The 26,350-nt window shown below is 65.4% G+C and carries 25 protein-coding genes and 1 riboswitch; of the genes, 17 read left to right on the plus strand and 8 right to left on the minus strand.

Going from position 1 to position 26,350, the window contains the following annotated elements; genetic code table 11:
* Genes GGR00_RS22700 through GGR00_RS22710 form a run of 3 tightly spaced genes read right to left on the minus strand, consistent with a single transcriptional unit; the run spans nucleotide 1 to nucleotide 2,277 of the window.
* Complete coding sequence (locus GGR00_RS22700) at nucleotides 1–810, minus strand: 3-methyl-2-oxobutanoate hydroxymethyltransferase (RefSeq protein WP_055980332.1); 810 nt, start codon at nucleotides 808–810, stop codon at nucleotides 1–3.
* 53 nt (nucleotides 811–863) lie between these two features.
* Nucleotides 864–1,181, minus strand: a complete 318-nt coding sequence (locus GGR00_RS22705) for a MocE family 2Fe-2S type ferredoxin (protein WP_055980120.1) — start codon at nucleotides 1,179–1,181, stop codon at nucleotides 864–866.
* A gap of 16 nt (nucleotides 1,182–1,197) precedes the next feature.
* Nucleotides 1,198–2,277: a fatty acid desaturase family protein gene (locus GGR00_RS22710; protein WP_156381343.1), complete on the minus strand. Its 1,080-nt coding sequence runs from the start codon at nucleotides 2,275–2,277 to the stop codon at nucleotides 1,198–1,200.
* Nucleotides 2,278–2,540: 263 nt separating this feature from the next.
* On the opposite strand from GGR00_RS22710, the gene GGR00_RS22715 reads away from it, so the two are divergent.
* The 10 genes from GGR00_RS22715 to GGR00_RS22760 all read left to right on the plus strand — a co-directional run bounded on the left by GGR00_RS22715 (nucleotide 2,541) and on the right by GGR00_RS22760 (nucleotide 13,574).
* Nucleotides 2,541–3,536 (plus strand): LacI family DNA-binding transcriptional regulator, encoded by a 996-nt coding sequence (locus GGR00_RS22715; RefSeq protein ID WP_055980114.1) that lies wholly within the window; start codon nucleotides 2,541–2,543, stop codon nucleotides 3,534–3,536.
* Between the two features lie 49 nt (nucleotides 3,537–3,585).
* Complete coding sequence (locus GGR00_RS22720; RefSeq protein ID WP_184701297.1) at nucleotides 3,586–4,653, plus strand: hypothetical protein; 1,068 nt, start codon at nucleotides 3,586–3,588, stop codon at nucleotides 4,651–4,653.
* Nucleotides 4,654–5,006: 353 nt separating this feature from the next.
* Nucleotides 5,007–5,954 (plus strand): substrate-binding domain-containing protein, encoded by a 948-nt coding sequence (locus GGR00_RS22725; protein ID WP_184701299.1) that lies wholly within the window; start codon nucleotides 5,007–5,009, stop codon nucleotides 5,952–5,954.
* A 175-nt stretch (nucleotides 5,955–6,129) separates the two neighbouring features.
* Entirely contained in the window at nucleotides 6,130–7,116 is a 987-nt protein-coding gene (locus GGR00_RS22730) for an ABC transporter permease (RefSeq protein WP_184701301.1), read from the plus strand.
* Nucleotides 7,117–7,119: 3 nt separating this feature from the next.
* Nucleotides 7,120–7,893 (plus strand): ATP-binding cassette domain-containing protein, encoded by a 774-nt coding sequence (locus GGR00_RS22735; protein ID WP_184701303.1) that lies wholly within the window; start codon nucleotides 7,120–7,122, stop codon nucleotides 7,891–7,893.
* Between the two features lie 30 nt (nucleotides 7,894–7,923).
* Complete coding sequence (locus GGR00_RS22740) at nucleotides 7,924–8,955, plus strand: hydroxyacid dehydrogenase (RefSeq protein WP_184701305.1); 1,032 nt, start codon at nucleotides 7,924–7,926, stop codon at nucleotides 8,953–8,955.
* Nucleotides 8,956–9,130: 175 nt separating this feature from the next.
* Nucleotides 9,131–9,323: riboswitch (cobalamin riboswitch) on the plus strand.
* Nucleotides 9,324–9,596: 273 nt separating this feature from the next.
* On the plus strand, nucleotides 9,597–10,646 hold the full coding sequence (locus GGR00_RS22745; RefSeq protein WP_055980100.1) for an ABC transporter substrate-binding protein: 1,050 nt from the start codon (nucleotides 9,597–9,599) through the stop codon (nucleotides 10,644–10,646).
* A gap of 62 nt (nucleotides 10,647–10,708) precedes the next feature.
* On the plus strand, nucleotides 10,709–11,812 hold the full coding sequence (locus GGR00_RS22750) for a FecCD family ABC transporter permease (protein WP_184701307.1): 1,104 nt from the start codon (nucleotides 10,709–10,711) through the stop codon (nucleotides 11,810–11,812).
* On the plus strand, nucleotides 11,809–12,582 hold the full coding sequence (locus GGR00_RS22755; RefSeq protein WP_184701309.1) for an ABC transporter ATP-binding protein: 774 nt from the start codon (nucleotides 11,809–11,811) through the stop codon (nucleotides 12,580–12,582). Before GGR00_RS22750 ends, GGR00_RS22755 begins: the two co-directional genes overlap by 4 nt.
* Nucleotides 12,582–13,574 (plus strand): LLM class flavin-dependent oxidoreductase, encoded by a 993-nt coding sequence (locus GGR00_RS22760; protein WP_184701311.1) that lies wholly within the window; start codon nucleotides 12,582–12,584, stop codon nucleotides 13,572–13,574. The genes GGR00_RS22755 and GGR00_RS22760 overlap by 1 nt, the downstream gene beginning before the upstream one ends.
* 17 nt (nucleotides 13,575–13,591) lie before the next feature.
* Here the strand turns inward: GGR00_RS22760 and GGR00_RS22765 are convergent, their stop codons facing one another.
* Nucleotides 13,592–14,836 (minus strand): TCR/Tet family MFS transporter, encoded by a 1,245-nt coding sequence (locus GGR00_RS22765; RefSeq protein WP_184701313.1) that lies wholly within the window; start codon nucleotides 14,834–14,836, stop codon nucleotides 13,592–13,594.
* Between the two features lie 218 nt (nucleotides 14,837–15,054).
* Here GGR00_RS22765 and GGR00_RS22770 point away from each other — a divergent pair, with 218 nt between their 5' ends.
* The gene (locus GGR00_RS22770; RefSeq protein WP_184701315.1) at nucleotides 15,055–16,503 is read left to right on the plus strand and encodes an aldehyde dehydrogenase family protein; all 1,449 of its coding nucleotides are present in this window, start codon (nucleotides 15,055–15,057) and stop codon (nucleotides 16,501–16,503) included.
* Nucleotides 16,504–16,728: 225 nt separating this feature from the next.
* Here the strand turns inward: GGR00_RS22770 and GGR00_RS22775 are convergent, their stop codons facing one another.
* The 3 genes from GGR00_RS22775 to GGR00_RS22785 form a co-directional block, all read right to left on the minus strand.
* Nucleotides 16,729–17,400 carry an MBL fold metallo-hydrolase gene (locus GGR00_RS22775; RefSeq protein ID WP_184701318.1) on the minus strand — a complete coding sequence of 224 codons (672 nt, stop codon included), beginning with the start codon at nucleotides 17,398–17,400 and terminating at the stop codon, nucleotides 16,729–16,731.
* Nucleotides 17,401–17,450: 50 nt separating this feature from the next.
* Entirely contained in the window at nucleotides 17,451–18,617 is a 1,167-nt protein-coding gene (locus tag GGR00_RS22780) for a diphosphate--fructose-6-phosphate 1-phosphotransferase (RefSeq protein WP_184701320.1), read from the minus strand.
* 96 nt (nucleotides 18,618–18,713) lie between these two features.
* Nucleotides 18,714–19,463, minus strand: a complete 750-nt coding sequence (locus GGR00_RS22785) for a L,D-transpeptidase (RefSeq protein WP_055980073.1) — start codon at nucleotides 19,461–19,463, stop codon at nucleotides 18,714–18,716.
* Between the two features lie 172 nt (nucleotides 19,464–19,635).
* Here GGR00_RS22785 and GGR00_RS22790 point away from each other — a divergent pair, with 172 nt between their 5' ends.
* The 3 genes from GGR00_RS22790 (at nucleotide 19,636) to xylB (ending at nucleotide 23,261) form a co-directional block, all read left to right on the plus strand.
* A complete protein-coding gene (locus GGR00_RS22790) occupies nucleotides 19,636–20,259 on the plus strand; it encodes a LysE family translocator (RefSeq protein ID WP_055980070.1) in 624 nt (207 codons plus the stop codon).
* Nucleotides 20,260–20,274: 15 nt separating this feature from the next.
* Nucleotides 20,275–21,594, plus strand: coding sequence for a tetratricopeptide repeat protein (locus GGR00_RS22795; protein WP_184701404.1), 1,320 nt, complete (start codon nucleotides 20,275–20,277; stop codon nucleotides 21,592–21,594).
* 215 nt (nucleotides 21,595–21,809) lie between these two features.
* Nucleotides 21,810–23,261, plus strand: a complete 1,452-nt coding sequence (xylB, locus tag GGR00_RS22800; RefSeq protein ID WP_184701322.1) for a xylulokinase — start codon at nucleotides 21,810–21,812, stop codon at nucleotides 23,259–23,261.
* Nucleotides 23,262–23,278: 17 nt separating this feature from the next.
* Here xylB and GGR00_RS22805 read toward each other — a convergent pair whose 3' ends face one another.
* Nucleotides 23,279–23,638 (minus strand): nuclear transport factor 2 family protein, encoded by a 360-nt coding sequence (locus GGR00_RS22805; RefSeq protein WP_055980065.1) that lies wholly within the window; start codon nucleotides 23,636–23,638, stop codon nucleotides 23,279–23,281.
* A 151-nt stretch (nucleotides 23,639–23,789) separates the two neighbouring features.
* Here GGR00_RS22805 and xylA point away from each other — a divergent pair, with 151 nt between their 5' ends.
* The 3 genes from xylA to GGR00_RS22820 all read left to right on the plus strand — a co-directional run bounded on the left by xylA (nucleotide 23,790) and on the right by GGR00_RS22820 (nucleotide 26,244).
* Nucleotides 23,790–25,100: a xylose isomerase gene (xylA, locus tag GGR00_RS22810; RefSeq protein WP_055980063.1), complete on the plus strand. Its 1,311-nt coding sequence runs from the start codon at nucleotides 23,790–23,792 to the stop codon at nucleotides 25,098–25,100.
* A 102-nt stretch (nucleotides 25,101–25,202) separates the two neighbouring features.
* A complete protein-coding gene (locus GGR00_RS22815) occupies nucleotides 25,203–25,427 on the plus strand; it encodes a hypothetical protein (RefSeq protein WP_055980324.1) in 225 nt (74 codons plus the stop codon).
* 58 nt (nucleotides 25,428–25,485) lie between these two features.
* Complete coding sequence (locus GGR00_RS22820; RefSeq protein WP_377865421.1) at nucleotides 25,486–26,244, plus strand: TIGR01458 family HAD-type hydrolase; 759 nt, start codon at nucleotides 25,486–25,488, stop codon at nucleotides 26,242–26,244.
* Nucleotides 26,245–26,350: the final 106 nt, after the last annotated feature.

Consider the following 26,350-nt stretch of genomic DNA (forward strand, 5'->3'; position numbering starts at 1 on the left):
CTAGACCAGCGGCGTCTTTTCCATCTCGGCCAGAAACCGATCCTGCTCCGCCGCGTCCATGCGGACAAGGTGGCTGGCCGCAGGGTAGGAGCCGCTCGCAACATCGGCGGAATACTCACGGAAGGCGGCGATGCGCTCCTGCTGCAGGCGCTGGTACTGCGAGTGAAAGTCGCGATAGACCTTGGAATGGCGCGGGTAGTGGCCGTCGTGCACGCCGAGCACGTCGGTGGCGAACAGGTACTGCGCATCACATCCCGCACCTGCGCCCATCGAGATCATCAGCAGGTTGGTGCGTTTCGAAATCGCCTCGGCCACGGCCGGCGGCACGACCTCGATCTCGGCGGCAAAGGCGCCGGCATCTTCCAGCGCCTTCGTCTGCTGCCAGACCATCATTGCCGAATCGCAGGTCTTGCCGACGGCCTTGAAACCGCCGGTCCAGGTGCGGCGCGACGGGATCAACCCGACATGGCCGACGACGGGGATGCCCTCGTCGCGCAGGCGGCGGACAATGCCAAGGCTGGCGCCGCAATAGACGGCGTTGGCGCCCAGCTTGAGCAAGCGGAAGGCGATGCGAAGATAGTCTTCCTCGGTGATGTAGGCGCCGGGCTCGAGGCCGCCGACGACGAAGGGATTGGGGCAGACGGTGCGGAAGCCTTCGAGCGACAGCACCTCGGGCGGCACCGACAGCATGTCGATGCCGGCAGCGTTGGCGGCCGACGCCTCGTCGAGCGACTCGACCCTGAGCTTGGTAAGCTGGCGCTTGCCCTTGAGCGCGAGCAGGTCGGCGACGGTTGGCTGGGAGGATTGCATGTTCATCTCTTGGCTGGCGATCGGGTGGCTGGAGATCGGGCTTGCTTGGGCGATCAGGCGAGGCGGATCAGCACGCGGCCGGCCTCGACCTTGACCGGATAGGTGGCGATGTCGACGCAGACGGGTGCGCCCTTGGCCTTGCCCGTGGTGAAGTCGAAGCGGCCATTGTGCTTGGGGCATTCGATGATGGTGCCCATCACCAGCCCGCCGGAGAGATGTACCTTCTCATGCGTGCACAGGCCGTCGGTGGCGAAGAAGCGGTCGTCCTCGGTGCGGTAGAGGGCGAAGGTGCGGCCTTCGTGATCGAAGCGGATCACGTCGTCCTGGTCGATGTCGTCCGTATCGCAGGCGTCGAACCATTGTTCGGGCATGGTAGTCTCCGACGGCCTATTCGGCCGGGTTGATGATGGCGCCGTGGTTGTAGGGCACCGGCGTCTTGCCGTCGGGCAGATGCCTGACGGCGTGATAGGCGGGTTCGCGCAGCTGGCGCAGGATGGTCGGGATGATCTCGCGATAGGCGGCGATGGTGCTGGGATAGGGCTCGGGGCAGTCGTCCTTGATCGCCTGATGCAGCCTCGGCAGCGCGTGATAGGGCACCATGGGGAACATGTGGTGCTCCACATGGTAATTCATGTTCCAGTACAGGAACCGGAACAGCGGGTTCATGTAGATGGTGCGGGTGTTGAGGCGGTGGTCGAGCACGTCCTCGGCCAGGCCTGCGTGCTGGGTCAGGCCGAAATAGATGGTCATGAAGCCGCCGTAGAGGCTGGGCAGGCCGACCAGCATGGCGGGCAGGATGCTGCCCATCCAGAAACAGGCGGCAACGACGGCGGCAAAGATCGCGAGATAGATGCGCGCCACGACATAGACCTTCCAGCGCTCCATCTCGGGAATGAAGGTGGCCTCATCAGGCTTCAGCCGGCCGGCGGCGTGGATGAACAGCGACTTCAGCGTCGTCACGCTGCTCTTCAGGGCGAAGATGTTGAGCAACAGGGCTGCGACGTCGGGCGGACGGGGCACGGCGATCTCGGGGTCGCGGCCGACGATGATGGTATCGGTGTGATGGCGGGTGTGGCTCCAGCGCCAGACCGTCGGCTCGCGCAGGATCATGAAGCTGGCGACGTAATAGAGCACGTCATTCATCCAGCGCGTCTTGAAGGCGGTCCCGTGGCCGGCCTCGTGCCAGCGGCTGTCGCTCGACGAGCCGTAGAGCACGCCATAGACGAGGAAGAAGGGGACGGCCCACAAACTGCCCCAGAAATAGATGCCGCCGGCGGCGGAGAGGACGAGCGCTGCTATCCAGATGGCGGTGTCGCGCAGGGCAGGTCCGTCGCTGCGCTTCATCAGTTCCTTCAGCTGCTTGCGCTCAATGGGGCAGGAATACCATTCGGCGGCGGCGATGCCGTTGGCCTCGGCGAGCGCGGCGTCGCGGCCGATCAGGCTGTAGTCTCTCGGTGTCGGCGTCATGGGCAGGGCATTTCAGGTTGCAAGCATCATAATGATGTTTCATTTTGATGCTATCGGGAGGAATTGCACGGCGTCAAGCCTTGGTGCAGGCAAATGCCAGTCGGGTCAGGTGAGGAACCCACGCTTATGCACTCAATTCGACGCCTTTCATGCAAAAAGCATCATTTTGATATCATCGTGGCGTTGACCGGCCGAAATGGCCGCCATAGTTTGCGCCTGTTGCAATGCCGGTGAGGGGTTCCGTGGCCAGTTCGCGACCGAAGATGGATGAAATCGCGCGGCTGGCCGGCGTCTCGAAGGCGACCGTCGACCGGGTGATGAACAATCGTGCCGGGGTGCAGGACCACACCCGCAAGCATGTGATGGCGATTGCCGCCAACCTGGCCGGCGAGCCGGTGCCATCGGCGTCCGATACGGTTTGCCTCGATTTCGTGCTGCCCGGCGGCAGCAATGCGTTCATGGCCGATCTGGTCAGCCAGATCGAGCGGCGGGCGGAACTGCGTGGCGATGTCGACGTCGTCATCCATCGTGTCGCCGGCGTCGACCCGGAGCAGACGGCAGCCGCGCTGGGCGGGCTGCGGGCCAATTGCCAGGGCGTCGGGCTGATCGGGCTGGACAGTCCGTCTGTGCGCGAGGCGGTGCGGCGGCTGATTGCGTCAGGCGTTCCCGTGCTGACGCTGGTGTCCGACATCAGCCATGTCGGGCGGATGAACTATGTCGGCATCGACAACCGCGCGGCGGGCCGCCTGGCCGGCTACCTGATCGGCCGCTTCCTGCCCGGCGCTTCCGGCAAGGTGGCGCTGCTGGCCGGTGCACTTGCCTATCGCGGCCACGAGGAGCGCGAGATGGGCTTTCGCCACGTGCTGTCGGAGAGCTTTCCGAAGCTCGACGTGGTGGCCGTGCGCGAGGTGCACGAGGACCCCGACAGGGCGCATGACGAGGTGCGGGCGCTGCTTGCGGAGCACGACGACCTGCTTGCCATCTACTGCATCGGCGCCGGCCAGGACGGCGTGGCGCGGGCGCTGACGGAGACGGGTCGCGACAAATCGGTGATCTTCATCGGCCATGACCTGACCGACCAGACACGGCAATATCTGCTGAGCGGCGTGATGGATGCAGCGATCGACCAGAATGCCCAGGTCGAGGCGCGCGAGGCGATCGACCGGCTGGTGCGGGCGGTGCGCGACGAGCCGAACATTCCGACGACGACCATCCGCATCCAGTCGGTGTTCCGGGAGAACATCCCGAGCGAAGTCTGAGCGCAAGACGCCGATCGGGGCGCAATCTCAAGGCCATAGGATTTTCCAGATGGACATGATCTCGGCCGCGGGCATTTCGGTTCGCTTCAACCGCGAGGGCGGGGTGGTCGACGACGTGGCGATCGAGGCTGGCGGCCGGACGATCCGGCCGCTGCATCGCGCCCTCTGGCTGGAGAGCGGCGAGACGCTGCCCGACAGCGTGGCGCCGGTGGAAAGGCGGTTGGCCGGCGATTTCTTCTGCGCGCCTTTTGCCCAAAGCGAAGCAGGCGTGCCGATCCATGGCTGGCCGGCCAATGGCGACTGGGAAGGCGGCGAACAGGCGGCCACGACCGGCGGGCGCGTCAGCGCGGTCTACAGGCTGAAGCAGCAGGTCGCGGGCGCCCGGCTCGAAAAAACGATTGCCCTTAGGGCGGGCGAGCCGGTGGTCTACCAGACCCATGTCTTCACGGGCGGGACGAGCAGGCTGCCGATCGCGCATCATGCGATGATCCGGGTGCCCGGTGGAGCGCGTCTCAGCTTTTCGCCGAAGACCGGTGGGCGGACCACGGCTGCCCCGCCCGAGACGGACCCCGCGCGCGGGCGCTCGATCCTGGCCTATCCGCAATCCATCGCGGATCTCGCTGCCGTCCGCCGCAAGGACGGGGCGATGGTCGATGTCAGTCGTTATCCGTTCGACCGCGGACATGAGGACATCGTGGTGCTGTCGGAGCAGCCGGGGCGCACCGTCGGCTGGTCGGCGGCACTGGCCGACGCCGACGGGTTCCTGTTCTTTGCGCTGAAGGATGCCTTGGTGCTGCCGCAGACTGTGCTGTGGATGAGCAATGGCGGGCGCAGCTATGCACCCTGGAACAGCCGTCATATCGCGGTGCTGGGCATCGAGGAAGCCGCAACCGGCATCCACCTGCTGTCAGGCGAAGACATGCCTGACGGTGTCGCCACCGACCTCCAACTCGGTGCCGGGCGCACGGCGATTCGCTATGCCTTCGGTGCCGTCGTGCCGCCCAAGGGCTGGAGCGAGGTCGCCGACATCGCGATCTCAGGCGATGCGCTGATCCTCGAAGATCGCAGCGGCGAGCGCTTGTCGCTGCCATTCGATGGCGGCTTCTTCGCCGGCTGAACCCCATCATTCGATCCTATTCGGCGATGACCGTGCCTCAAAATGAGGCGTGATTGCGCATTCGCGCGCGGTTTGCCTGGGCGCAAGTGGGGTTTCTCGCCGCTCGTCGCCAATTCGCGGGACTGGTGGGATTCGCGCTTGACTCGCATCTGCCGTTACGCCACTTTTCGAGCATCAAAATGATCCTGAAAAAACATCATTTTGAGCATTTGCCGTGCGGGAGGATTTGCACGGTGATTGGAGGGCCAATCCATCGACGATAGCGCGCGCGTCCGGTTGCCGGGCGTCGCCCTGCTTACGCCGGATTGAAAAGCGGAGCGGGGCATCCCGCCCGGATGAGGAGGAGAACAACCGTGCTGAAAAGGACTATAGCCATCGTTTCGGCGGCCCTGGTGGCGACCAGCCTGGGGCTGGCCACGACCGCCTATGCGCAGGCCAAGAAGACGTATTACTGGGTGTCGCATGGCTCGCCGGCCGATCCGGTTTGGACCTATTTCCTGGCTGGCGCCAAGCAATGGGCCGACGACACCGGCAACACCGTCAACACGTCGTTCCATAATGGTGACGTGCCGGCGCACCAGGAGGCCATTCGCGCCGCGATCGCTGCCAAGGCATCCGGCATCGTGACCTCGAGCCCGGATCCGGGCAGCCTGGTCAAGGTGGCCGAGGAGGCCCGCGCCGCGGGCATTCCGATCATCAACATGAACACGCCTGATCCTTCCGCCAACTTCAACGCCTATGTCGGCGGCAACAACGTCGCCTTCGGGCGCGGCTGGGCGCAGTACCTGGTCGACAAGAAGCTGGTGAAGGAAGGCGATTTCGTCTGGATGCCGGTCGAGGTTCCCGGCGCCACCTACGGCGTGCAGGAAGAAGAAGGCATCGCCAGCGTCTTCAAGCCGCTCAACATCACCTGGGAAGTCACCGACGCGACGCTCGACCAGGCGGAGATCATCACCCGCATGGCCGACTACCTGACCGCCAACAAGGCCAAGGTAAAGGCGATCATCGGCCTCGGCGACCTCGTCACCGGCTCGATCAAGCGTGTCTTCGACCAGGCCGGCGTCAAGCCGGGTGAAATCCCGGTCGTCGGCTGGGGCAATTCGCGCGACACCACCCAGGAGGTGCTGGAAGGCTATGTCAACGCCGCCCAGTGGCAGGACCCGCAAGCGACCAGCTACATGGCGCTGTCGATGGCGGCGATGGCCGCCAGCAAGATCCCGCCCGGCTTCGACATCATCGTCGGCTCGCTCTATGAAAAAGACCGGGCGCAGCTCTACGACGACATCCTGGCCGGCAAATAAGCCTGCCAAAGCCCCGGCCTGGACATTCCGGGCCGGGGAGCCTCCGCCGGCACCGTTCGATCTTCGATGCAATGGCATCGCTGCCGGTTCGGTTTCATGCTGCCTAGTGGGTGCGCATCCAGCACCGTCGCAGCGTGGCCACCCACTGACGACCAACGTCTCTCACGGATCAGTCATGGACAATCGATCACTCGTGCAGCGCTTCATCGCGAAGCCTGAATTCGGACCGTTGGTCCTGCTCATCCTGGAAATCGCGATCTTCTGGTCGATCAATCCGGACTTCCTGTCGCCGCTGAACATTTCCAACACGCTTGCCTTCACGGTCGAACTCGGCCTCATCGCGCTGGCCATGACGCTGTTGATGACCTCGGGCGAATTCGACCTGTCGGTCGGCTCGGTGTTCGGGCTGTCGGCGGTGGTGATGTGGACGGTGTTCAACACCGGCATCGCGCCGCTGCCCGTGGCCTTCCTGATCGCCATCGGCCTTGCGATGCTGATCGGCTTCGTCAACGGCTGGTTCGTCACCCGGCTCGCCATCCCGTCGTTCCTGGTGACGCTCGGCATGCTTTTGATCGCGCGCGGCTCGGCGCTCTACATCACCGACGGATTTCCGCAGCGGACCTGGAACGCCGAGGATCAATGGCTGGCGCAGCTTCTGGTCGGCGACTTCTACGTCGGCGGCTTCCGCGTCTACATGTCCCTGCTGTGGTTTGCCCTGTTTGCCTTCCTTGCGCATTATCTGTTGACCCAGACCAAGGCCGGCAACTGGATCCAGGCCTCGGGCGGCAACCCCAACGCGGCGCGGGCGCGCGGCGTCAACGTCCGGCGCACCAAGGTGGCGCTGTTCATGCTGTCGTCGGCGATGGCGGCGTTTGCCGGCATCATCAGCTCAATCCGCACCTCGGCCGCCAACCCCAACAGCGGCACCGGCTACGAGCTCGAGATCATCGCCATGGTGGTCATCGGCGGCACGGTGCTGACGGGCGGGCGCGGCACGATCATCGGGACGGTGCTCGGCATCTTCATCCTTCGCATCATGCGCAATGGCATCGTCATGGTCGGCGTGCCCGGCCTTGCCTACAACATCTTCATCGGCGCGATCATCCTCGGCATGATGGCGCTGCATTCCTGGCTCGAACGCCGTCACAATGCGGGGACCTGAGCGATGACCCAAGAACTCGTCCGGATGCAGAACATCAACAAGTTCTACGGCCGCATCCATGCGCTTCGCGACGTGTCGCTGACGGTCAACACGCATGAGGTGGTGGGCCTGCTCGGCGACAATGGTGCTGGCAAGTCGACGCTGATCAAGGTGCTGTCGGGGGCGGTGCCGATGACCAGCGGCGAGATCTTCGTCAAGGGCAAGGAGGTGCAGATGAGAAGCACCACCGACGCCATCGAAAACGGCATCGAGACCATCTACCAGGATTCGGCGCTGGTGCCGCAGCTGTCGATCGCGCGCAACCTGTTTCTCGGCCGCGAACCGGTCAAGGGGCCGGCGCTGTTCAACCGGCTCGACCACGAGATGATGAACGAAGTGGCTGGCACGCTGCTCAAGCGCGTCGGCATCACCAAGAACATACCGCCGACCACGCCGATCGGGGCGCTGTCGGGCGGCGAGCGCCAGGCGGTGGCGATCGCGCGCGCCATGCATTTCGACAGCAACCTGATCATCCTCGACGAGCCAACCAACAATCTCGGCGTCGCCGAGACGCAAGGGGTGTTGCGCTTCGTGCGCGAGGTGCGCGACACCGGCCACTCCTGCATCTTCATCGCCCACAATATCCACCATGTCTTCCAGGTGGTGGACCGGATCGTTGTGATGCGCGGCGGGCAGGTGGTGGCCGACAACATCGACCCCAAGCAATCGACCATCGAGGAGGTCGAGCGGGTGATAACAGGCGAGCACCTGATCGAGGCGCTCGGTCTCGAGCACTGAGGGCGGGGGTAAAACCGAGGAGAGCAAAGCATGCCAGATCACAACAAGCCGCTCGTCCTCTCCGCTCCCCGGCCGCGCACGTTGGACCTGATTTTTACGCCCGAGGCTTTGGCTGGGCTGCGAGCCGAGAACGAGGTGATCGAGGTCGAGCCCGAGGAGATTGCCGCGCTTGCCCCCGACATTCTCGGGCGCGTGCGCTATCTCATCGGCCAGCCGGCCTTGTCGCTTCAGACGCTGGAGGCGATGGTCTCGCTGCGCTGCATCTTCAATGTCGAGGGCAACCTGCTCGACAACATGCCCTACGAGCACCTCTTCGGGCGCGGCGTTCATGTGGTGACGACCAGCCAGGTGTTCGCCGAGCCGGTGGCCGAGATCGGTCTCGCCCTGGCGCTCGACCTTGCCCGCGGCATCACCGACGCGGACCTCGCCTTCCGCGAGGGGCGCGAGCTCTGGGGCGCCGAGGGCAATGCCTCGGCGCGGCTGCTGTCTGGCGCCGACATCGGCTTCATCGGCTTCGGCGATCTCGGCAAGGCGCTGAACCGGCTGCTCGCAGGGTTCCGCGCTTGTGTCAAAGCCTTCGACCCGTGGCTGCCGCCATCGGTGCTCCGGGAGAGCGGTGTCGAACCAGCGACGCTCGACGAGGTGCTTTCGGGTAGCGACGTCGTCTTCGTGGTGGCCTCGGTGACCAGCGAAAACCAGGGTTTTCTCGACGCGGGCTCCTTCGCCCGCATGCGCCAAGGCGCGGCGCTGATCCTGCTCAGCCGCGCCGGCGTCGTCGATTTCCCCGACCTGATCGACGCCGTGCGCAGCGGCCACATCGTGGCTGCCAGCGACGTGTTCCCGGAAGAGCCGCTGGCGCTGGATCATCCGGTGCGCAGACTGCCCGGCTTCCTGCGCTCGGCCCACCGGGCCGGCGCGCTCGACATTGCCTTCAAGCGCATGGGCGACATGGTGCTGGAGGACATGGCCCTGATGGACCGCGGCCTTCCGCCGATGCGCTGCAAGCGGGCCGAACGCGAGACGGTATCGCGCATGCGATCGAAACCGGTCGAGCGGAACTAGATGTTCGATACATCTGCAGTGTCGCGGGCGCTGGCGGACAAGTCGTTCTGGCATTGGGTTGCATGCCTTGAGGAGAACTCAAGAGAAAATCCACCCGTCTTCTTGGCCGGCAGATGAACGACTTTCACTCCATTGCTAGTCCTGTAAATCACCCTTGACTTTGACATGCCCACGAATAGGGTGCGCGCGTCATGGTCTTCCGCCGACGAGGTGGAAGCTAAGAGGGAATCCGGTGTGAAACCGGAGCTGACCCGCAACTGTAAGCGGTGAGCCGTTCGCCCAAATGTCACTGGCAATATTGCCGGGAAGACGGGCGGCATGGGCTGTGATCCGTGAGCCAGGAGACCTGCCTGACAGAGTGAGATTCCGTGGTCGGGGTGTGCCACAGGAGTGACGGTTCCATTTCGAAGGCCCTGTTGCGGCTTTCGTCGGGCCCGCATTTCCGCACCTCGTCCCCGGCAGGCAGAGGTTGGCGCGGCGATGTCGGGAAGATTGGTTTCCCCATGTTCGAAGAGCTTCGGCGGGCGCCTTTGGCGTCGTCCGGCGTGCTGCGCCTGTTTGCCTGTGTCGTCTGACCGAGGCCTGCTCGGACATGTGCAGGCCTCGGCACGCCCCGCACCGCATTTGCGCATGGAGACATCATGAAAATCACTCAGCTAGCCCTGTGGCTCGGACTTGCCCTGGCTTCGGCCATTGGCTTGGCACCGGCGGCCGCCGAAACCTTCACCGACGATGCCGGCCGCAAGGTCGAGCTGGAACTGCCGATCAAGCGGGCGGTGATCTTCAACCGCTATGCGGTTGAGTTCGCCCGTGCCATCGGGGCCATCGACAAGGTCGTCGGCGTCGATGCGAGCACGATGCGGGACCCGACCTACTGGCCGCAGTTCAAGGACAGCGACATCGTCGGCCAGGGCCAGACCCAGCCCAACTACGAAGCGATCGTGGCGCTCAAGCCCGACGTGGTGATCATCCCGCGCAATGGCGTCTACGAGGAGGCGGCGCGACAGCTCGAAGCCTTCGGCATTCCGGTTCTGGTCGTCACCGCCTGGGACACGCTTCAGCACGTCGAGAACGTGACGCTGTTCGGCAAGCTGTTCGACAGCACGGAAAAGGCCGATGCGCTCAACGCCTATTACACCCGCTACATGGACCTGCTGGCCGAGCGCCTGAAGGACGTCGAGCGCAAGAAGGTGTACCTCGAAGAGGTGCGCGACCTGGTGACGGTTACGCCGGGTTCGGGCTGGCACGACATGATCGAGGCCGGCGGCGGCATCAACGTCTTCGGCGACATCGACATCAAGAAGCAGCCCTCCTCGCGCGGCAACGAGAACAGCTTCACCGTCGATCCCGAGGAGATCATCGCGCGTAAGCCGGATCTGGTGATCAAGCTGCAGCCCGGCTCCTACCAGACGATCCCGGAAGCGAAGTTCGCCGACAGCTGGAAGGCGATCGTCGCACGCGAGGAAATTTCGGGCGCGCCGGTCGGTGCGGGGGGCAATGTGCGCTTGATCAATTACTATCTGGCAGGCGGCTCGTCCAAGGTGACGGGCGCGCTGCAGGTCGCCAAGTGGCTCTATCCCGACCGCTTCGCCGACATCGATCCCGAGGCGGCGATGAAGGAATGGATCGAGATCTACCAAGGCCTGCCGTTCCAGGGCGGCATGACCTACCAGGGCAGCGCCTCCAACTGACGAACCGGCACGCCGCCGCCGGCAAGGCCGCGGCGTGCCTCCCCTAATCGGAGGCTTCGACCATGGACATCGCAACGACTGCCGGTCTGGCGCGCGGCCATTCCAGCGGCATCGCCAACCGCTACCGGCAGGCTGGCTACTGGCGGCTGGCGATCATCCTGGGTTCACTGCTGGCGCTTGTGGTCGTGGCAGGATCCGTCGCCATCGTCGGCATTGCCGAGACGGGTCTGACGGCGCTGCTGGCGATCGTGGTGGAAAAGGTTTCCTTCGGCTACATCGTAGCCGACGTCGACCCGCAGCAGGCGCGAGTCCTCCTGCACCTTCGCTTGCCGCGCGTGGTGATGGCGATCGTGGCCGGCGGTTCTCTGGCTTTTGCCGGCGTGCTGATGCAGGCGATCACGCGTAACCCGCTGGTCAGCCCCTACACCATCGGCGTGTCCTCGGCCGCTGCCTTCGGCGCTTCGATCGCCATCATGTTCGGCGTCGGCTTCAGTGCCGCCGGGCTGTATTTCGTGCCGTTGACGGCGTTTCTCTTTGCGCTGGGCTGCGCCGTGCTGGTGTTTTCCATGGCCTGGCTGCGCGGGATGGGTGCGCAGACCATGGTGCTGACCGGCATCGCCCTGATGTATTTGTTCAGCGCGATGACGGCCGCCGTGCAGTTCGTCGCCACCCAGGAACAATTGGCCCGTGTCGTGCATTGGACGTTCGGCAGCCTCAACGGCATCGGCTGGGATGCTGTTGCCGTCGCCGGAATGGCCTTGCTGGTGGCCCTTCCGCTCGCCCAGTCGAAGGCATGGCAGTTCAATGCGCTGACGAGCGCCGGCGACGATGTTTCACGTTCGCTCGGCATCAATGTCGCGTTGCTGCGCGGTCTCGCCGTCGTCCTGTCGGTGGTGGTGTCGGCTGTGGTGATCAGCTTCACCGGCGTGATCGGTTTCGTCGGGCTGATCGGGCCGCATGTCGCGCGCCTGATGATCGGCAGCGACCATCGTTACCTCATTCCGTTCTCGGCGATCTGCGGCGCCATGCTGCTGCTGCTGGCCGACACTGTCGGGCGCATGGCGTTCAGCCCGACGGTCATCCCGGTGGGCATCGTCGTCGCCTTCGTCGGCGTGCCGCTGTTTCTGCACCTGATCCTGTCGCGCCGCTCGGAGTATTTTTCATGAGCGACTATCTTTCCGTCGACAAGGTCAGCTTCGGCTATGGCAGCCGCCCGGTGCTGCGCGAGGTGTCGGTCGCGTTGAGCAAGGGTCACATCCTTGGCCTCATCGGGCCGAACGGTGCCGGCAAGTCGACGCTGGTCAGGATCGTGCTTGGCCTGTCGTCGCCCTCATCCGGGCGGGTGTTGCTCGATGGCAAGGATATCCGCGACCTGACCCCGAAGGCACGCGCGCGGCGGATCGCCTATGTGCCGCAATCCTCGCCGCTCAGCTTCCCGGCTACGGTGTTCGAGACCTGCCTGCTCGGCCGGACGCCGCATATGGGGGCAAGTCCCTCCGCGAATGACCTGGCTGTCGTCGAAGAATTGCTCTGCAGGCTCAGGCTCGAGGATTTTGCCTTTCGCCCGATGTCGGAACTCAGCGGCGGCGAACGCCAGCGCGTGATGCTGGCGCGTGCGCTGGCGCAGGAAACCGACGTGCTGGTGCTCGACGAGCCGACGAGCGCGCTCGACATCGGCAACCAGCTGTTTACGCTTCGCGTGGTGTCGGAGATCGCGCGCGAGCGGGGCGTGACGGCGCTGGTGGCGATACACGACCTGTCGCTTGCCGCGCGCTTTTCCGACAGCCTGCTGCTGCTAGACAAGGGTGTGGTGGTCGGCCATGGTAACTGGCAAAGCACGCTCACCGAAACGACGGTGCGCGACGTTTATGGCGTCAATGTCGAGATCGGGCTGCTGCGCGATATTCCCGTCTTTGCCCCGCACGAGTTGACCTGATGCGGCTGGACATTGCCGGCTTTGCCCGCGGCGGCCGCACCGAAAGCCATGAACATGTCCTGGGCCTGTGCGAACAGGCCGAGCGTATGGGCTTCGACGGCATCTGGTTCAACGAGTTTCACTTTCAGGACCCGCCACAGGCATATCCGTCGACGATGATGCTGGCGTCCGCGATCCTTGCCCGGACGCAGCGATTGCGGGTCGGAACCTCGATCGTGGTGACGCCGCTCTACCATCCATTCCTGCTGGCCGAAGAGGTGGCGCAACTGCACTGGCAGAGCGGCGGCCGGTTCGACCTGGGCATTGGCCGTGGCACGCACCCGGCGACGCTGGCGGCGTTGGGCATCCCCGCTGAAACCACCCGGGATCGCTTCGAACAGTCGTATCGGATTCTGCGCGATGCCTGGGTGACCGGGGCGAGGATCGGAGAGGGGCTGTGCTGGCCGGCGTCGGAGATTTCGGTCGGGCCGCTGCTGGCAGGGGAGAACGTGCCGGCCTATGTCGCCGGAACCTCTCGGGAAACGCTCGGCTTCGCTGCCCGCGAACGACTGCCCCTGCTGCTCAGCCTGGATCCCCCGGAAGGCGCGCAACTGGCCACTTATGTCGCGATCCTTGCGGAGCAGGGACATGACTGCCGATTGCAGGCGTCGTCGCTGTCGCGCTACGTCTGCATCGCACCGACGACGGCGCAAGCGATGGCCAAGCTCGACGACCTGATGCCGCGGCTGTTTCAACGCAGGCTGGCATCGGCCCGGGCCGCAGGACGGCCAATCGACCAGATCGTGCTTCAGGACCGACATACTGCGATGGCCCGGCAGGTGATCGCCGGCTCGCCCGAGGACTGCGCCGCACAGCTGGCTTCGCTTGCTTCAAGCACCGGGATTGGCGCCGCCCGGCTGGTTTTCAACGGCAACGGCATCCTCGCCACGCCGACGGCACTCCGCGACATGGAGCTTTTCGCAGGCGAGGTGCTGCCCGCATTGCGAGGCTGAGCAGAGGCCCTGGCGGTTCAGGCCGTTTCTTCCGCCGCATCGGCGCGGTCGGCCTTGCGGGCGACCGCCCAGCCGAGCAATGCCGCCGACAGCAGCACGGCCGCGGCGAGATAGAAGGCGAGGCCGGGGTAGGGCATCGGCGTGCCGTCGCGGACCGTCCAGGCATAGACCGCACCGAAGAACAGCGGCGAGGCGACGCCGGCGATGCTGGCCACGCTCATGCTGGCACCCTGCAACTGGCCCTGCTCGAACTCGGAGACGCGCTGGGTCATCAGCGACTGCGTCGTCGGCATGGCGAGGCCCCACAGCGCGTTGGGGATGATCGCCAGGGTGAACCAGAAGCCGCTGGGCGCCCAGCCCATGCAGGCGATGCCGAAGGCACCGGCAAACAGGCCGAACACCATCGTCGTGCGGTCGCCGAAACGCTTGACCACCGGGCCGACGATCAGGCCCTGGACGATCATGTCGAGCACGCCGACCATCGCCAGCAGGAGGCCGACCTCCCAGGCATGCCAGCCATAGCGGTAGGCAGCATAGAGCACGAACACCGCCGAGAAGACGTGGTGGGCGAAATGCAGCAGGAAGGTCACGGCGGCCAGCCCGGTCAGTTCCGGATGCGAACGCAGCAGCATCATCGCGCCGAACGGATTGGCGCGGCGCCAGGAGAAGGACATGCGCTTTTCGCGCGGCAACGATTCCGGCAGGACGAAGGCGCCGTAGAGGAAGGCAAGCCCGCTCATCGCGGCGGCGACCCAGAACGGCGCGCGCGGCGAGATTTCGCCGAGGAAACCGCCCATCAGCGGACCGGCGACGAAGCCGGCGCTGAAGGCGGCGCCGATCAGGCCGTAGGCGCGGGCGCGGCCCTCGGGCGGGGTGATGTCGGCCATGTAGGCGAAGACGGTGGTGAAGCTCGACGAGGTGACGCCGGCAATGATGCGGCCGAGCGCCAGCCACCACAGGTTGGGCGCCAGCGCCATCAGCACGTAGTCGGCGGCGAGGCCGACGGTCGACAGCAGGATGACCGGACGGCGGCCGTAGCGGTCGGAGAGCGAGCCGATGATCGGCGAGCAGACGAACTGCATGAAGGCCCAGAGTGCGATGAAGACGCCGTTGATCCAGCCGGCATCGGCGTTGGAGCCGGCGAACTCCTCGATCAGCGAGGGCAGCACCGGAATGATGATGCCCATCGCGACGATGTCGAGAACGGCGGTGACGAAGATGAAGGCGATCGCCGCCTGGCGACGCGAACCGGTGATGGACATGATGGTGGCCTCGATGGACGAGCCTTATAAAACAACGCGGCGCGCGATCCACCCATGTCCGGGCATATTATCAAAACCTACTGACATTGTGGCACGCGCGGTCAAGCAGTGACCCAAGCCTTCCCGCATGGGGGCAGCCAGCCTACAAATGCGGTCGGAATCAGGACATGGACGTGCCGCGCGCCGTTCTAGAAAGTCCGCCAAAACAGGAGCCTGCCATGCTGCGCAAGACGGATTTCTTCATCGACGGAAAATGGGTCGCGCCAACGGTCGCGAAAGAACTCGAGGTCATCAACCCGGCTGACGAACAGCCCTTCGCGGTGATTTCGCTGGGATCGTCCGCCGACGTCGACAAGGCGGTTGCCGCGGCGCAGCGCGCCTTCCCGGCATGGAGCGCGACCAGCCGCGAAGAGCGGATCGCGCTGCTCGAAAAGCTGCTTGCCGCCTACAAGAGGCGCGTGCGCGACATGGCCCAGGCGATTTCCCGGGAGATGGGAGCGCCGATCAAGCTGGCGCTGGAATCGCAGGCAGCCAGCGGTTCGGGTCACATCAGGAGCTTCATCGAGGTGCTGAAGGGCTTCGAATTCGAGGAGCCGCTGAACGAGAAAAACCCGCAGGAGCGCATCGTGCGCGAGCCGATCGGCGTGTGCGGGCTGATCACGCCGTGGAACTGGCCGATGAACCAGGTGGCGCTGAAGGTGGTGCCAGCGCTGGCCGCCGGCTGCACGGTGGTGCTGAAGCCGTCGGAGATCGCGCCGATGTCGTCGATCGTCTTTGTCGAGATGATGGAGGAAGCGGGTTTCCCGGCCGGTGTGTTCAACATGGTCAACGGCGACGGCCCGACCGTCGGCGAGGCGATGTCGCGCCATCCTGGCATCGACATGATGTCGTTCACCGGTTCGACGCGGGCCGGCGTGGCGGTGACCAAGGCTGCGTCCGAGACGGTCAAGCGCGTGGCGCTGGAACTCGGCGGCAAGTCGCCCAATATCGTCTTCGACGACGCCGACCTGACCGACGCGGTGACTCGCGGCCTGGCGCATTGCTTCGAGAATACCGGCCAGTCTTGCAACGCGCCGACGCGCATGCTGGTGCAGCGTCCGGTCTATGACAAGGCGGTCGACATCGCGGCGAAATATGCGGCGACCGTCAAGATCGGCAACCCGGCCGAGGATGGTGACCATATCGGCCCGTTGTCGTCCGACGTGCAGTTCGACAAGGTGCAGGGCATGATCGACGCCGGCATCAAGGAGGGCGCGCGCGTCGTTGCAGGCGGGCCCGGACGTCCCGAAGGCTTCAACCGCGGCTACTACGTGCGGCCGACGGTGTTTGCCGATGCCAACAACGACATGCGCATCGCCCGCGAGGAGATCTTCGGGCCGGTGGTGGCGATGATCCCGTTCGACACGGAAGAAGAAGCGATCGCGATTGCCAACGACACGCCCTACGGCCTGTCGGCCTATGTCCAGACCGGCGACAAGGCCCGCGCCCAGCGCGTGGCGCGCAAGCTCCGCGCCGGCATGGTGCAGATCAACGGCACCAGCCGTCCCTATGGCAGCCCGTTCGGCGGCTACAAGCAGTCGGGCCTCGGCCGCGAAGGCGGCAAATGGGGGATCGAGGATTTCCTCGAGGTCAAGGCGATCAGCGGGTTCGAGGAAGGGTTGGGCTGAGCGTCGGCGGCAACCGCTGGCAATAGTCCCCCTTTCCGTCACGGCTTCGCCTTGCCACCTCTCCCCCGCTTTGCGGGGGCGAGGAACCCAAGTCCTGCGAGGTTGCATCTAACAGTCGCAAGGCGGAGCCTGCCCGATTGGCGTTTCCTCGCCCCCACGGAGTGGGGGAGAGGTGGCACGGCGAAGCCGTGACGGAGAGGGGGAAGCGCTGAGCGAACTAACGCCCTATCCACCATTCCGTCTCAGATAATCCTGGGCGATTTCCCGCATCCTGGCGCCGTCGATGCTGTCTGCGTGACCGCCATGGGCGACGCGTACCGGCAGGTCGATCAGCCGGCGCATGGTGGCGCGATAGGCGGTGCGGTCGCAATCGGGCATGTCGTCGACCAAATGCCCGCCATGGATGGCGTCGCCCGAAAACAGGGTGCCGTCAAGTTCGTCGAACAGCCCGATCGACCCCGGCGAGTGGCCGGGCAGATGCAACACCGTGAAGCGGCGGTCGCCGAGGTCGATTACCTCGCCCTCGTCGAGCAGGCGGTGCAGCGGGGCGGGCCGGATGGCGTAGCCGGCAGAACTCCAGCCGGGATAGGGCAGTTCCGATACATCGCCCGGAAAATTGCGGAACATGTGGGCGTAGGTGGCTTCGTCGGGCATGGTCTCGAAGAACGGCGCCTCGATGCGCGGGCCGGCGCGCCACGAAAACTCGTGCAGCGAGCCGACATGGTCGAGATGGACGTGGGTCGCCACCGCCAGCAGCGGCTTGCCCGGCGTCGTGTCAAGCTCCGGAGCCAGCGGGCAGATGCCCAAGCCGGTGTCGACCAGCATGTCGAGATCGCGGCCATGCACAAGCCAGATGTTGGCGCGGCAGTAGTCGGTGACGAACGGTTCCGTCAGCATCGTGGTGGTTGCGTCGACGATGCTTTTCGAGAACCATCCTGGGCGTCGGTTCAAACGAATGGCCTGCCGATCTTGAACCGGCCGGGCACTAGCCGGCGCAGATACTCCAGTCCCTTTTCGGAGAGGTGGTTGGCGTCGGGCAGCATGAAGTCGTCGGGCATGTGGCGGGTCTTGCCGGCGACGTTGGCGAGCGGCACGAGCTTGAGCACGGTCTTGCCGCCTTCGTATTTCAGGGCGACGGAGCCGCCGCCCTTGTCGGCCGCGTCGATGGCGAAGACGCCGGCGTCGAACGCTTCCTGGGCGTCGACGGCGTTAACCGCGCCGATGTAGCCGCGCGGCATGTAGCCGAGCGCATCGACGCGGGCGCGTTTGCCCGGCAGCCCTTCGGCGAGGGCATTTTCGAAGGCACGGCTCAAATCGCTGCCCGAAAGCTTGATGTTGCCATGGGCGTCGCGCTCCAGCTTGTCGGCGGGCACGATGCTTTCGACCAGCGCCTTGCCGTCGGCGGTGGTGACGCCTTCGGAAACGGCGACGACGCAGCGGCGGTGGCGGGCCAGCGTCGCCTTGACCTCGTCGATGAAGCGCGGCACCGAGAAGGCGCGTTCGGGCACGTAGATCAGGTGCGGGCCGTCGGTGTCCTCGTCGCGCCAGGCGGCTGCGGCGGCGGTGAGGAAGCCGGCATGGCGGCCCATGACGATGCCGACATAGATGCCGGGCAAGGCGCGGAAATCGAGATCGACGCTGAGGAAGGCGCCGGCCACGAATTCGGCCGCCGAGATGAAGCCCGGCGTGTGGTCGTTTTCCTCGAGGTCGTTGTCGATGGTCTTGGGCGCATGGACGAAGGCGATGCTGCCCTGGGCCGCCTCGGTCAGGATCTGTTGGGTGCCGGCGGTGTCGTTGCCGCCGATATAGATGAAGGCGCGAGCGTCGGCTTTCTTCAGCCCTTCGAGGATGACGTCACAATAGGCGGCGTCGGGCTTGTCGCGCGTGCTGCCAAGCGCGGCGCCGGGGGTGGCGGCGATGCGCAGCAACTGTTCTTCGGGAATGTCGCTCAGGTCGACATAGTCGCCGTCGCGGATGCCGCGCACGCCGTGGCGCGAACCCAGCACGCGCGCCTTGGGATGGCGTCGGCGGATTTCGAGCACGGCGCCGGCCATCGTCTGGTTGATCACGGCGGTTGGTCCACCGCCTTGCGCGATCACGAATGTCGAAGGCATGGACGCCGTCCTCCCAGGTGCTGATTTCCGGCACATTCGCCCTTCTGGCGGCCGGACGCAATGGGAGATTCAGTCGCTTCGCGGGCTATCCGCCGCCTAGCTGACGACGATCGGCGTCTTGCCGTTGACGCGGCTGAAGAGGTCGATGACGTCCTGGTTGATCATGCGGACGCAGCCCGACGACATGGCCTGGCCGATGGTCCACCATTCGGGCGAGCCGTGGACGCGGTAGCCGGTGTCCTGGCCGTCCTTGAAGATGTAGAGCGCGCGGGCGCCAAGCGGATTGTCGAGGCCGCCGGGTTGGCCGCCGCGCCATTTCTCCAGCTCCGGCTTACGGGCGATCATCTCCGCCGGAGGGGTCCAGCGCGGCCATTTCTTGCCGTACTGGATGTTGGCGCGACCGTTCCAGAGGAAGCCGTCGCGGCCGATGCCGACGCCGTAGCGGATGGCGTCGCCACCGGGCTGGACGAGATAGAGATGGCGCTCCTGCAGGCGGACGACGATGGTGCCGGGCGCTTCGCCCGTCGGGTCGACGACGATCTGGCGGCGGAATTTCGGATCGACCTTGGCGAACGGGATCTCCGGCAGCTGGTAGCCTTCGTCGGTGAGGGAGGCATACATCAGCTCGGGACGGGTGACCTGCTTGTCGACGCTGATGCTCGGCCGGATCGAACCGGTGGTGTAGTCGTCGATCTGGATCGAGGCGAGATCCATCTCCATGCTGCGGCTGCAACCGGCAAGCAGGCCGGCGGCGCCGAGGCCGAGCAGCACCTTGCGGCGCGAGGCGTTGATGGGTTCGGGGCGGTCGTTCGGGCCGGAGACCGGCGAAGCAGGCGATTTCGACACGGCACAATTCCACTCGTTGAACAGGGGCGGGACGCCTGGCGAGGTCCGGCCAATAGATCGCATTTTCACCATTCATGGTTGAGAAAAGGTGAATATGAGGAGCTGTCCGTTAAGGGCTTTACAACGGCGCGGAGCCGGAGCTTGATCCCGCATCCAATGAGGGAGAATTGCCATGTCGTTTGAAAGCTGGGCCGCCTTCGCCGCCGCGTCCGCTGTGCTTCTCGTCATCCCGGGCCCCACGATCCTGCTCGTGGTGTCCTACGCGCTCGGTCAGGGCTGGCGCACCGCGCTGCCTATGGCCGTCGGAGTGGCGCTGGGCGACTTCACGGCGATGACGCTGTCGATGCTCGGCATCGGCGCGCTGCTCGCCGCGTCGGCTACCGTCTTCACCATCGTGAAGTGGATCGGCGCAGCCTATCTGATCTATCTCGGCATCAAGCTGTTCCGCGCTGGCGGGTCGCTGGACGCCAAGCCGCGCACGGATGCCGCGTCGGCCGTCAAGATGATGGCGCATGCCTGGATCGTGACGGCGCTGAACCCCAAGAGCATCACCTTCTTCGTCGCCTTCCTGCCGCAGTTCCTCGACCGCAGCGGCGATTTCTGGACGCAGATGCTGGTCTTCGAGCTGACCTTCCTGACGCTCGCCTTCGCCAATGCCTTCGGCTACGCGCTGGTGGCGGCGCGGGCTCGCAGTGTCGTGTCCAATCCGCGCGCGATCCGCATCTTCAACCGCACCGGCGGCACGCTGCTGGTCGGCGCCGGAATCGCGGCGGCTGCGACACGCTCGGGGCACTGAGGATTTTTGGCCGTGCTGAAGGATCGGCTCGGGCTCGCCCTTTCAGGGGCGGACGAGGCCTCGGCCGCGCATTACGAGCGTGGGGTGAGCGAACTCCAGCGCTTCGTCGGCGATCCTGTCGGATCGGCCGACAAGGCGATCGCGGCAGCGCCCGACTTCGTCATGGCGCATGTGCTGAAGGGCTGGCTCTATGGCCTGTCGACCGAGCGCGAGGCGATGGCGGTGGCGCGGGGTTGTCACGCTGCTGCCGCGGGGCTCGCCGCAACCGCGCGCGAGCAGGCGCATGTCGCAGCACTCGGCCGTCTTGCCGCCGGGCACTGGCATGAGGCCGGGCACATCCTTGAAGGGCTGACGGCGGAGCATCCGACCGACGCGCTGGCGCTGCAGGCCGGACACCAGATCGATTTCCTCACCGGCAATGCGCCGATGCTGCGCGACCGCATCGCCCGGGCGATGCCGGCGTGGAGCAAGAACATGCCGGGCTACCACGCCATCCTCGGCATGCAGGCCTTCGGCTTCGAGGAGATGGGCGACTATGTCAGCGCCGAGGCGCTGGGCCGGCAAGCCATCAAGATGGAGCCGCGCGACGGCTGGGCCCAGCATGCGGTGGCGCATGTGATGGAGATGCAGAGCCGCCAGCGCGACGGCATCGCCTGGATGCGCGGCAACACCGACGCCTGGACGAAGGAGAGTTTTCTCCAGGTCCACAATTGGTGGCACCTGGCGCTGTTCCACTACGACCTCGGCGAGACCGACGAGGTGCTCGCTCTTTATGACGGGCCGATCTACGGCGCGCAGTCGAAGCTGGCGCTCAACATGGTCGACGCCTCGGCGATCCTGTGGCGGCTGCATCTCGGAGGCGTCGATGTCGGCGCGCGCTGGGTGGACCTTGCGGCCAATTGGGCGCCCAAGGCCGCCGCCGGCAACTACGCCTTCAACGATGCCCATGCGATGATGGCCTTCGTCGGCGCAAGCCTCGAAGCACCGGCCAAAGCGATGCTCGAGGCCCAGCGCGAGGCGATCGCCCGCGACGACGACAATGCCGCCTTCACCCGCGATGTCGGCCATCCGGTCACGCTGGCGGTCAAGGCCTTCGGGGAAGGGCGCTATGGCGAGACGGTGCGGCTGCTCGAACCTGTCCGGGCCATCGCCCACCGCTTCGGCGGCAGCCATGCCCAGCGCGACGTGATCGACCTGACGCTGATCGAGGCAGCCTTGCGCGACGGCGACGGTGCGCTCGCGGTGAAGCTCTCTTCCGCCCGCAACCATGCGCGGCCGGCAAGCCCGCTGTCGGGCCTGTTCGTCCAGCGCGCGGCGCTGCTCGCGCATGGTTGACTGAGTTCGAAAGTTCCACGCCGAGGCACTCGATTATTTTTTACGAGTTCCGAAATAAATGTCGACCCGACCCCGGAATGTTTGCTAATAAGCAGCGTCCGTCGGAGGAACGGGACGATGGCCCTGGCCGTTTCTGCCTGTTGGCGATGAAGGCCGGCCAATGACGTGAGAGGATGGACGCTTCGCGTCCGCGTCGCTCATTCGGGAGGACTGGCATGTATCTCGGGCTCGATCTCGGCACGTCAGGCGTGAAGGCGCTGCTGATGGACGCCGACCAGAAGATCATCGGCTCCGGCCATGGTTCGCTCGACGTGTCGCGGCCGCATCACGGCTGGTCCGAGCAGGACCCGGCCGACTGGATCCGCGCAACCGAAGAGGCAATCTCCGAGCTCAAGGCAACACATCCCGGGGAAATCGCCGCCGTGCGCGGCATCGGCCTGTCGGGCCAGATGCATGGCGCGACGCTGCTCGACGCCTCGGGCACGGTGCTGCGGCCCTGCATCCTGTGGAACGACACGCGCAGTTTTGCCGAGGCAGCCGCGCTCGATGCCGATCCGCGCTTCCGAGAGATCACCGGCAACATCGTGTTCCCCGGTTTCACCGCGCCCAAGCTCGCCTGGGTGAAGGCCAACGAGCCCGACATCTTCGCCAAGGTGGCCAAGGTGCTGCTGCCCAAGGACTATCTGCGGCTCTGGCTTGCGGGCGAATACATCTCCGAAATGTCAGACTCTGCCGGCACCTCCTGGCTCGACGTCGCGGCGCGGCGCTGGTCGCCGGAACTGCTGGCCGCCACCGGCCTCGGCATTGAGCACATGCCGTCGCTGGTCGAGGGTACCGACAAGGCAGGCACGTTGCGCGGCGAACTGGCTTCGAAATGGGGCATGGGGCAGGGCGTGGTGATCGCCGGCGGGGCCGGCGACAATGCTGCTTCGGCCTGCGGCATGGGCACGGTTCAGCCGGGTGCTGCGTTCGTGTCGCTCGGCACCTCTGGCGTGCTGTTTGCCGCCAACGGCGCCTACCTGCCCAATCCGGAAAGTGCCGTGCACACCTTCTGCCATGCGCTGCCCAATGCCTGGCACCAGATGGGTGTCATATTGTCGGCGACGGATTCGCTGAACTGGCTGAGCAACATATCAGGCAAGGATGCGGCCGAACTGACGCGCGAGATCGGCGACGAACTGCGTGCGCCCAGCGGCGTGACGTTCCTGCCCTATCTCTCGGGCGAACGGACCCCGCACAACGATGCCGCGATCCGCGGCGCCTTCACCGGCCTCGCGCATGAGATCGACCGGGCCGGGCTGACCCAGGCCGTGCTCGAGGGCGTCGCCTTCGCCTTCCGCGACAGCCTTGAGGCATTGGCTTCCGCCGGAACCACGCTGACCCGCGTGACTGCCATTGGCGGCGGCTCGCGCTCGCGCTACTGGCTGAAATCGATCGCCACGGCCCTTGGCGTGCCGGTCGACATTCCCGCCGATGGCGATTTTGGCGCTGCCTTCGGTGCCGCGCGCCTTGGCCTGATCGCTGCCGAAGGTGCCGACCCGCATCAGGTCTGCACGCCGCCGGCGACAGCCGAAACCATCGAGCCGGTGGCGGCGCTGGCAGGCGCCTATGACGAGGCCTACCAGCGCTACCGCAAGCTCTATCCGGCGATCCGGGGGACGATGTGAACGCCCGGCATGTTCGATCAGCCCGGCACCTTGTCGAGGAAACCGGTGATGGCGCTCAGGCGGTGGTCCTTGAGGGTGGCGAAGTCGCTGCCTTCGATCACGGCTTCCGCACCGTCCGGGCCAAGGCCCCAGGAGAAGCGGATGTTGTCGCCAAAGCCGTCGGCCTTGCCCTTCAGCTTGAAGCGGAAGCCGGGGAACTGGCCGTGCACGCCGGCGATCAGCGCGTCGATGCCGCCGTAGCCGTCGCCCGCCATGATCGGGTCGCGATAGGTTGCGTCGGACGTGAAGGCGGCTTCGACCAGCGCCTTGCGGGCGTCGGCGTCGGTCTCGTTCCAGGCTGCGATGTAGTCTTCTGCGATGGCGGTGTAGTCGGTCATGTCTGCTCTCCGTCTGTTTCGTCCTGGTTGACGCGACCTTTCTCGCAGCAGTGCATGCTGGAACCAATTACGCCTGAGGTAATCGAATTCGGAATTTCTGCGACCGCCTGGTCCGGGGCGGCGATGCGTACTCACTGAAAGGAGTTCTGCCATGAGCACCGGCTATTTCGGCGACATCAAGCCTGTCCGCTACGAAGGCCCCGACAGCACCAACCCGCTGGCCTATCGCCACTACAATGCCGACGAGGTGGTGCTGGGCAAAAGGCTGGAAGACCATCTGCGCTTCGCGGTTGCCTACTGGCACACATTTGCCTGGCCTGGCGGCGATCCTTTCGGCGGCCAGACGTTCGAGCGGCCCTGGTTTGGCGAGACGATGGAGAATGCCAAGCTCAAGGCCGACGTCGCCTTCGAGCTGTTTTCGCTGCTGGGCGTTCCCTATTACTGCTTTCACGATGCCGACGTGCGGCCCGAGGGTGCGACCTTTGCCGAGAGCGCAAAGCGTCTTGACGAGATCGCCGACCATTTCGAAGCCAAGATGGCAAAGACCGGCGTCAAGCTGCTGTGGGGCACGGCGAACCTGTTTTCCAACCGCCGCTTCATGGCCGGTGCCGCGACCAATCCGGACCCGGATGTCTTTGCCTATGCGGCGGCCACGGTGAAGCACTGCATCGACGTCACCAAGCGGCTCAAGGGTGAGAACTACGTGCTGTGGGGCGGACGCGAGGGCTATGAGACGCTGCTCAACACTGACATGGGCCGCGAGCTCGACCAGCTCGGCCGCTTCCTCAACCTCGTCGTCGACTACAAGCACAGGATCGGCTTTACCGGCACGATCCTGATCGAGCCGAAGCCGCAGGAGCCGACCAAGCACCAGTACGACTACGACGTCGCCACCGTCTACGGCTTCCTCAGGAAGTACGGGCTGGAGAAGGAGGTGAAGGTCAATATCGAGCAGGGCCACGCGATCCTGGCCGGTCACTCCTTCGAGCACGAGCTGGCGACCGCCAACGCGCTCGGCATCTTCGGCTCCATCGACATGAACCGCAATGACTACCAGTCGGGCTGGGACACCGACCAGTTCCCCAACAACGTGCCGGAAATGGCGCTGGCCTATTACCAGGTGCTGCTGGGCGGCGGCTTCAAGACGGGCGGCACCAATTTCGATGCCAAGCTGCGTCGCCAGTCGCTCGATCCCGAGGACCTGCTGGTCGCCCATATCGGCGGCATGGACGCCTGCGCCCGTGGCCTGAAGGCCGCGGCGAAAATGATCGAGGACAAGGCGCTGTCGGGCCCACTCGACGCGCGCTACGCCGGCTGGAATTCGGCTGAGGCCAGGGCGATGCTGGCGGGCGAGCGCAGCCTCGAGCAGATTGCGGCGCGCGTGGTGGCCGATGGCATCGAGCCGCAGCCGAAGTCGGGCCGGCAGGAGCATCTGGAAAACGTCGTCAACCGCTACGTCTGATCCAGGCAACCGTTCGGCGAGGGGGAGAAGCTTTCTCCCTTGCCGCCGAATTGCCTCTTTCTCGCCCTCAAGACGCCCGTCGAATCAGTGAGTTACGGCGCCATGAGACGGGAACAAAAGACTTTCACAGATACGCGCGAACCGGAGATCGAGGCATTGCTCGACCGTTCGCTGACCAATTCCATCGTCGATCGGCTGATGGCGCTGCCTCCCATCGTGGAGACGCAGCTGTCGGATGAGTGGAGCCGGGCAGTGGCGCTGCGCCTTGAAACCGTGCTCGCCGAAAGCATGCGATCGCGCATCGGCAGTGAACGCCGTGCCGCCTGATCGCTGACGGTTTGACGCGCGCGGCAGGCTCCGCCATGCTCGTGTCATGATACGCGCGGTGCTGCTCGATCTCTCGGGCGTCGTCTATGACGGCGAAACGCCGATTCCTGGCGCTGTCGCGGCCATTGCGCGGCTTCGCGCCGAGGGGTTGCCGATCCGCTTCGTCAGCAACACGACACGTTCGCCGCATCATGCGATCATCGCGCAGCTCGCCGGTTTCGGCATTGTCGTTGGTCGCGACGAGCTGTTCACGCCGGCACGTGCCGCGATCGAATGGCTCGCCCGCGAAGGCTGTGCGCCGCATCTTCTCGTGCATCCCGACCTCGTGCCTGAGTTTGCCGGCAACAGGTTCGGCGACAGGAAGGCCGTAGTGGTCGGCGATGCCGCCGAGGCCTTCACCTATGCGGCGATGAACGCCGCCTTCCGGCAGCTGATAGATGGCGCGGAGTTTCTGGCACTCGCCGTCAACCGCACCTTCAAGGACGCCGATGGTGGGCTCAGCCTCGATGCCGGCGCTTTCGTTGCCGCGCTCGAATTCGCGGCCGGCAAGCAGGCGACGGTGCTCGGCAAGCCCGCACGCGACTTCTTCCATGCGGCGTTGGCCGGCCTGGACTGCCTGCCGGCGCAAGCGGTGATGGTCGGCGACGATGCGGAGAGCGATGTCGCTGGCGCGTTGAGGGCGGGGATCGGCGCCGGGCTGCTGGTGCGGACCGGAAAGTATCGTGCCGGCGACGAAAGCCGGTTTGCGCCGCATCCGAGCGCCGTCGTCGACGATCTTGCGGCGGCGGTCGAGTGGATATTGGCTCATCGGCGCTGAGCGCTGCTTGCTTCGGTCATAGCTCGGAGACCCCCACCCCTTACCCCTCCCCACAAGGGGGAGGGGATCGGCACCGTCCACGCCAAGCAAGATGTTCTCACCCATT

Source organism: Aminobacter aganoensis, assembly GCF_014206975.1.
In the GTDB taxonomy this organism is placed as follows: Bacteria; Pseudomonadota; Alphaproteobacteria; order Rhizobiales; family Rhizobiaceae; genus Aminobacter; species Aminobacter aganoensis.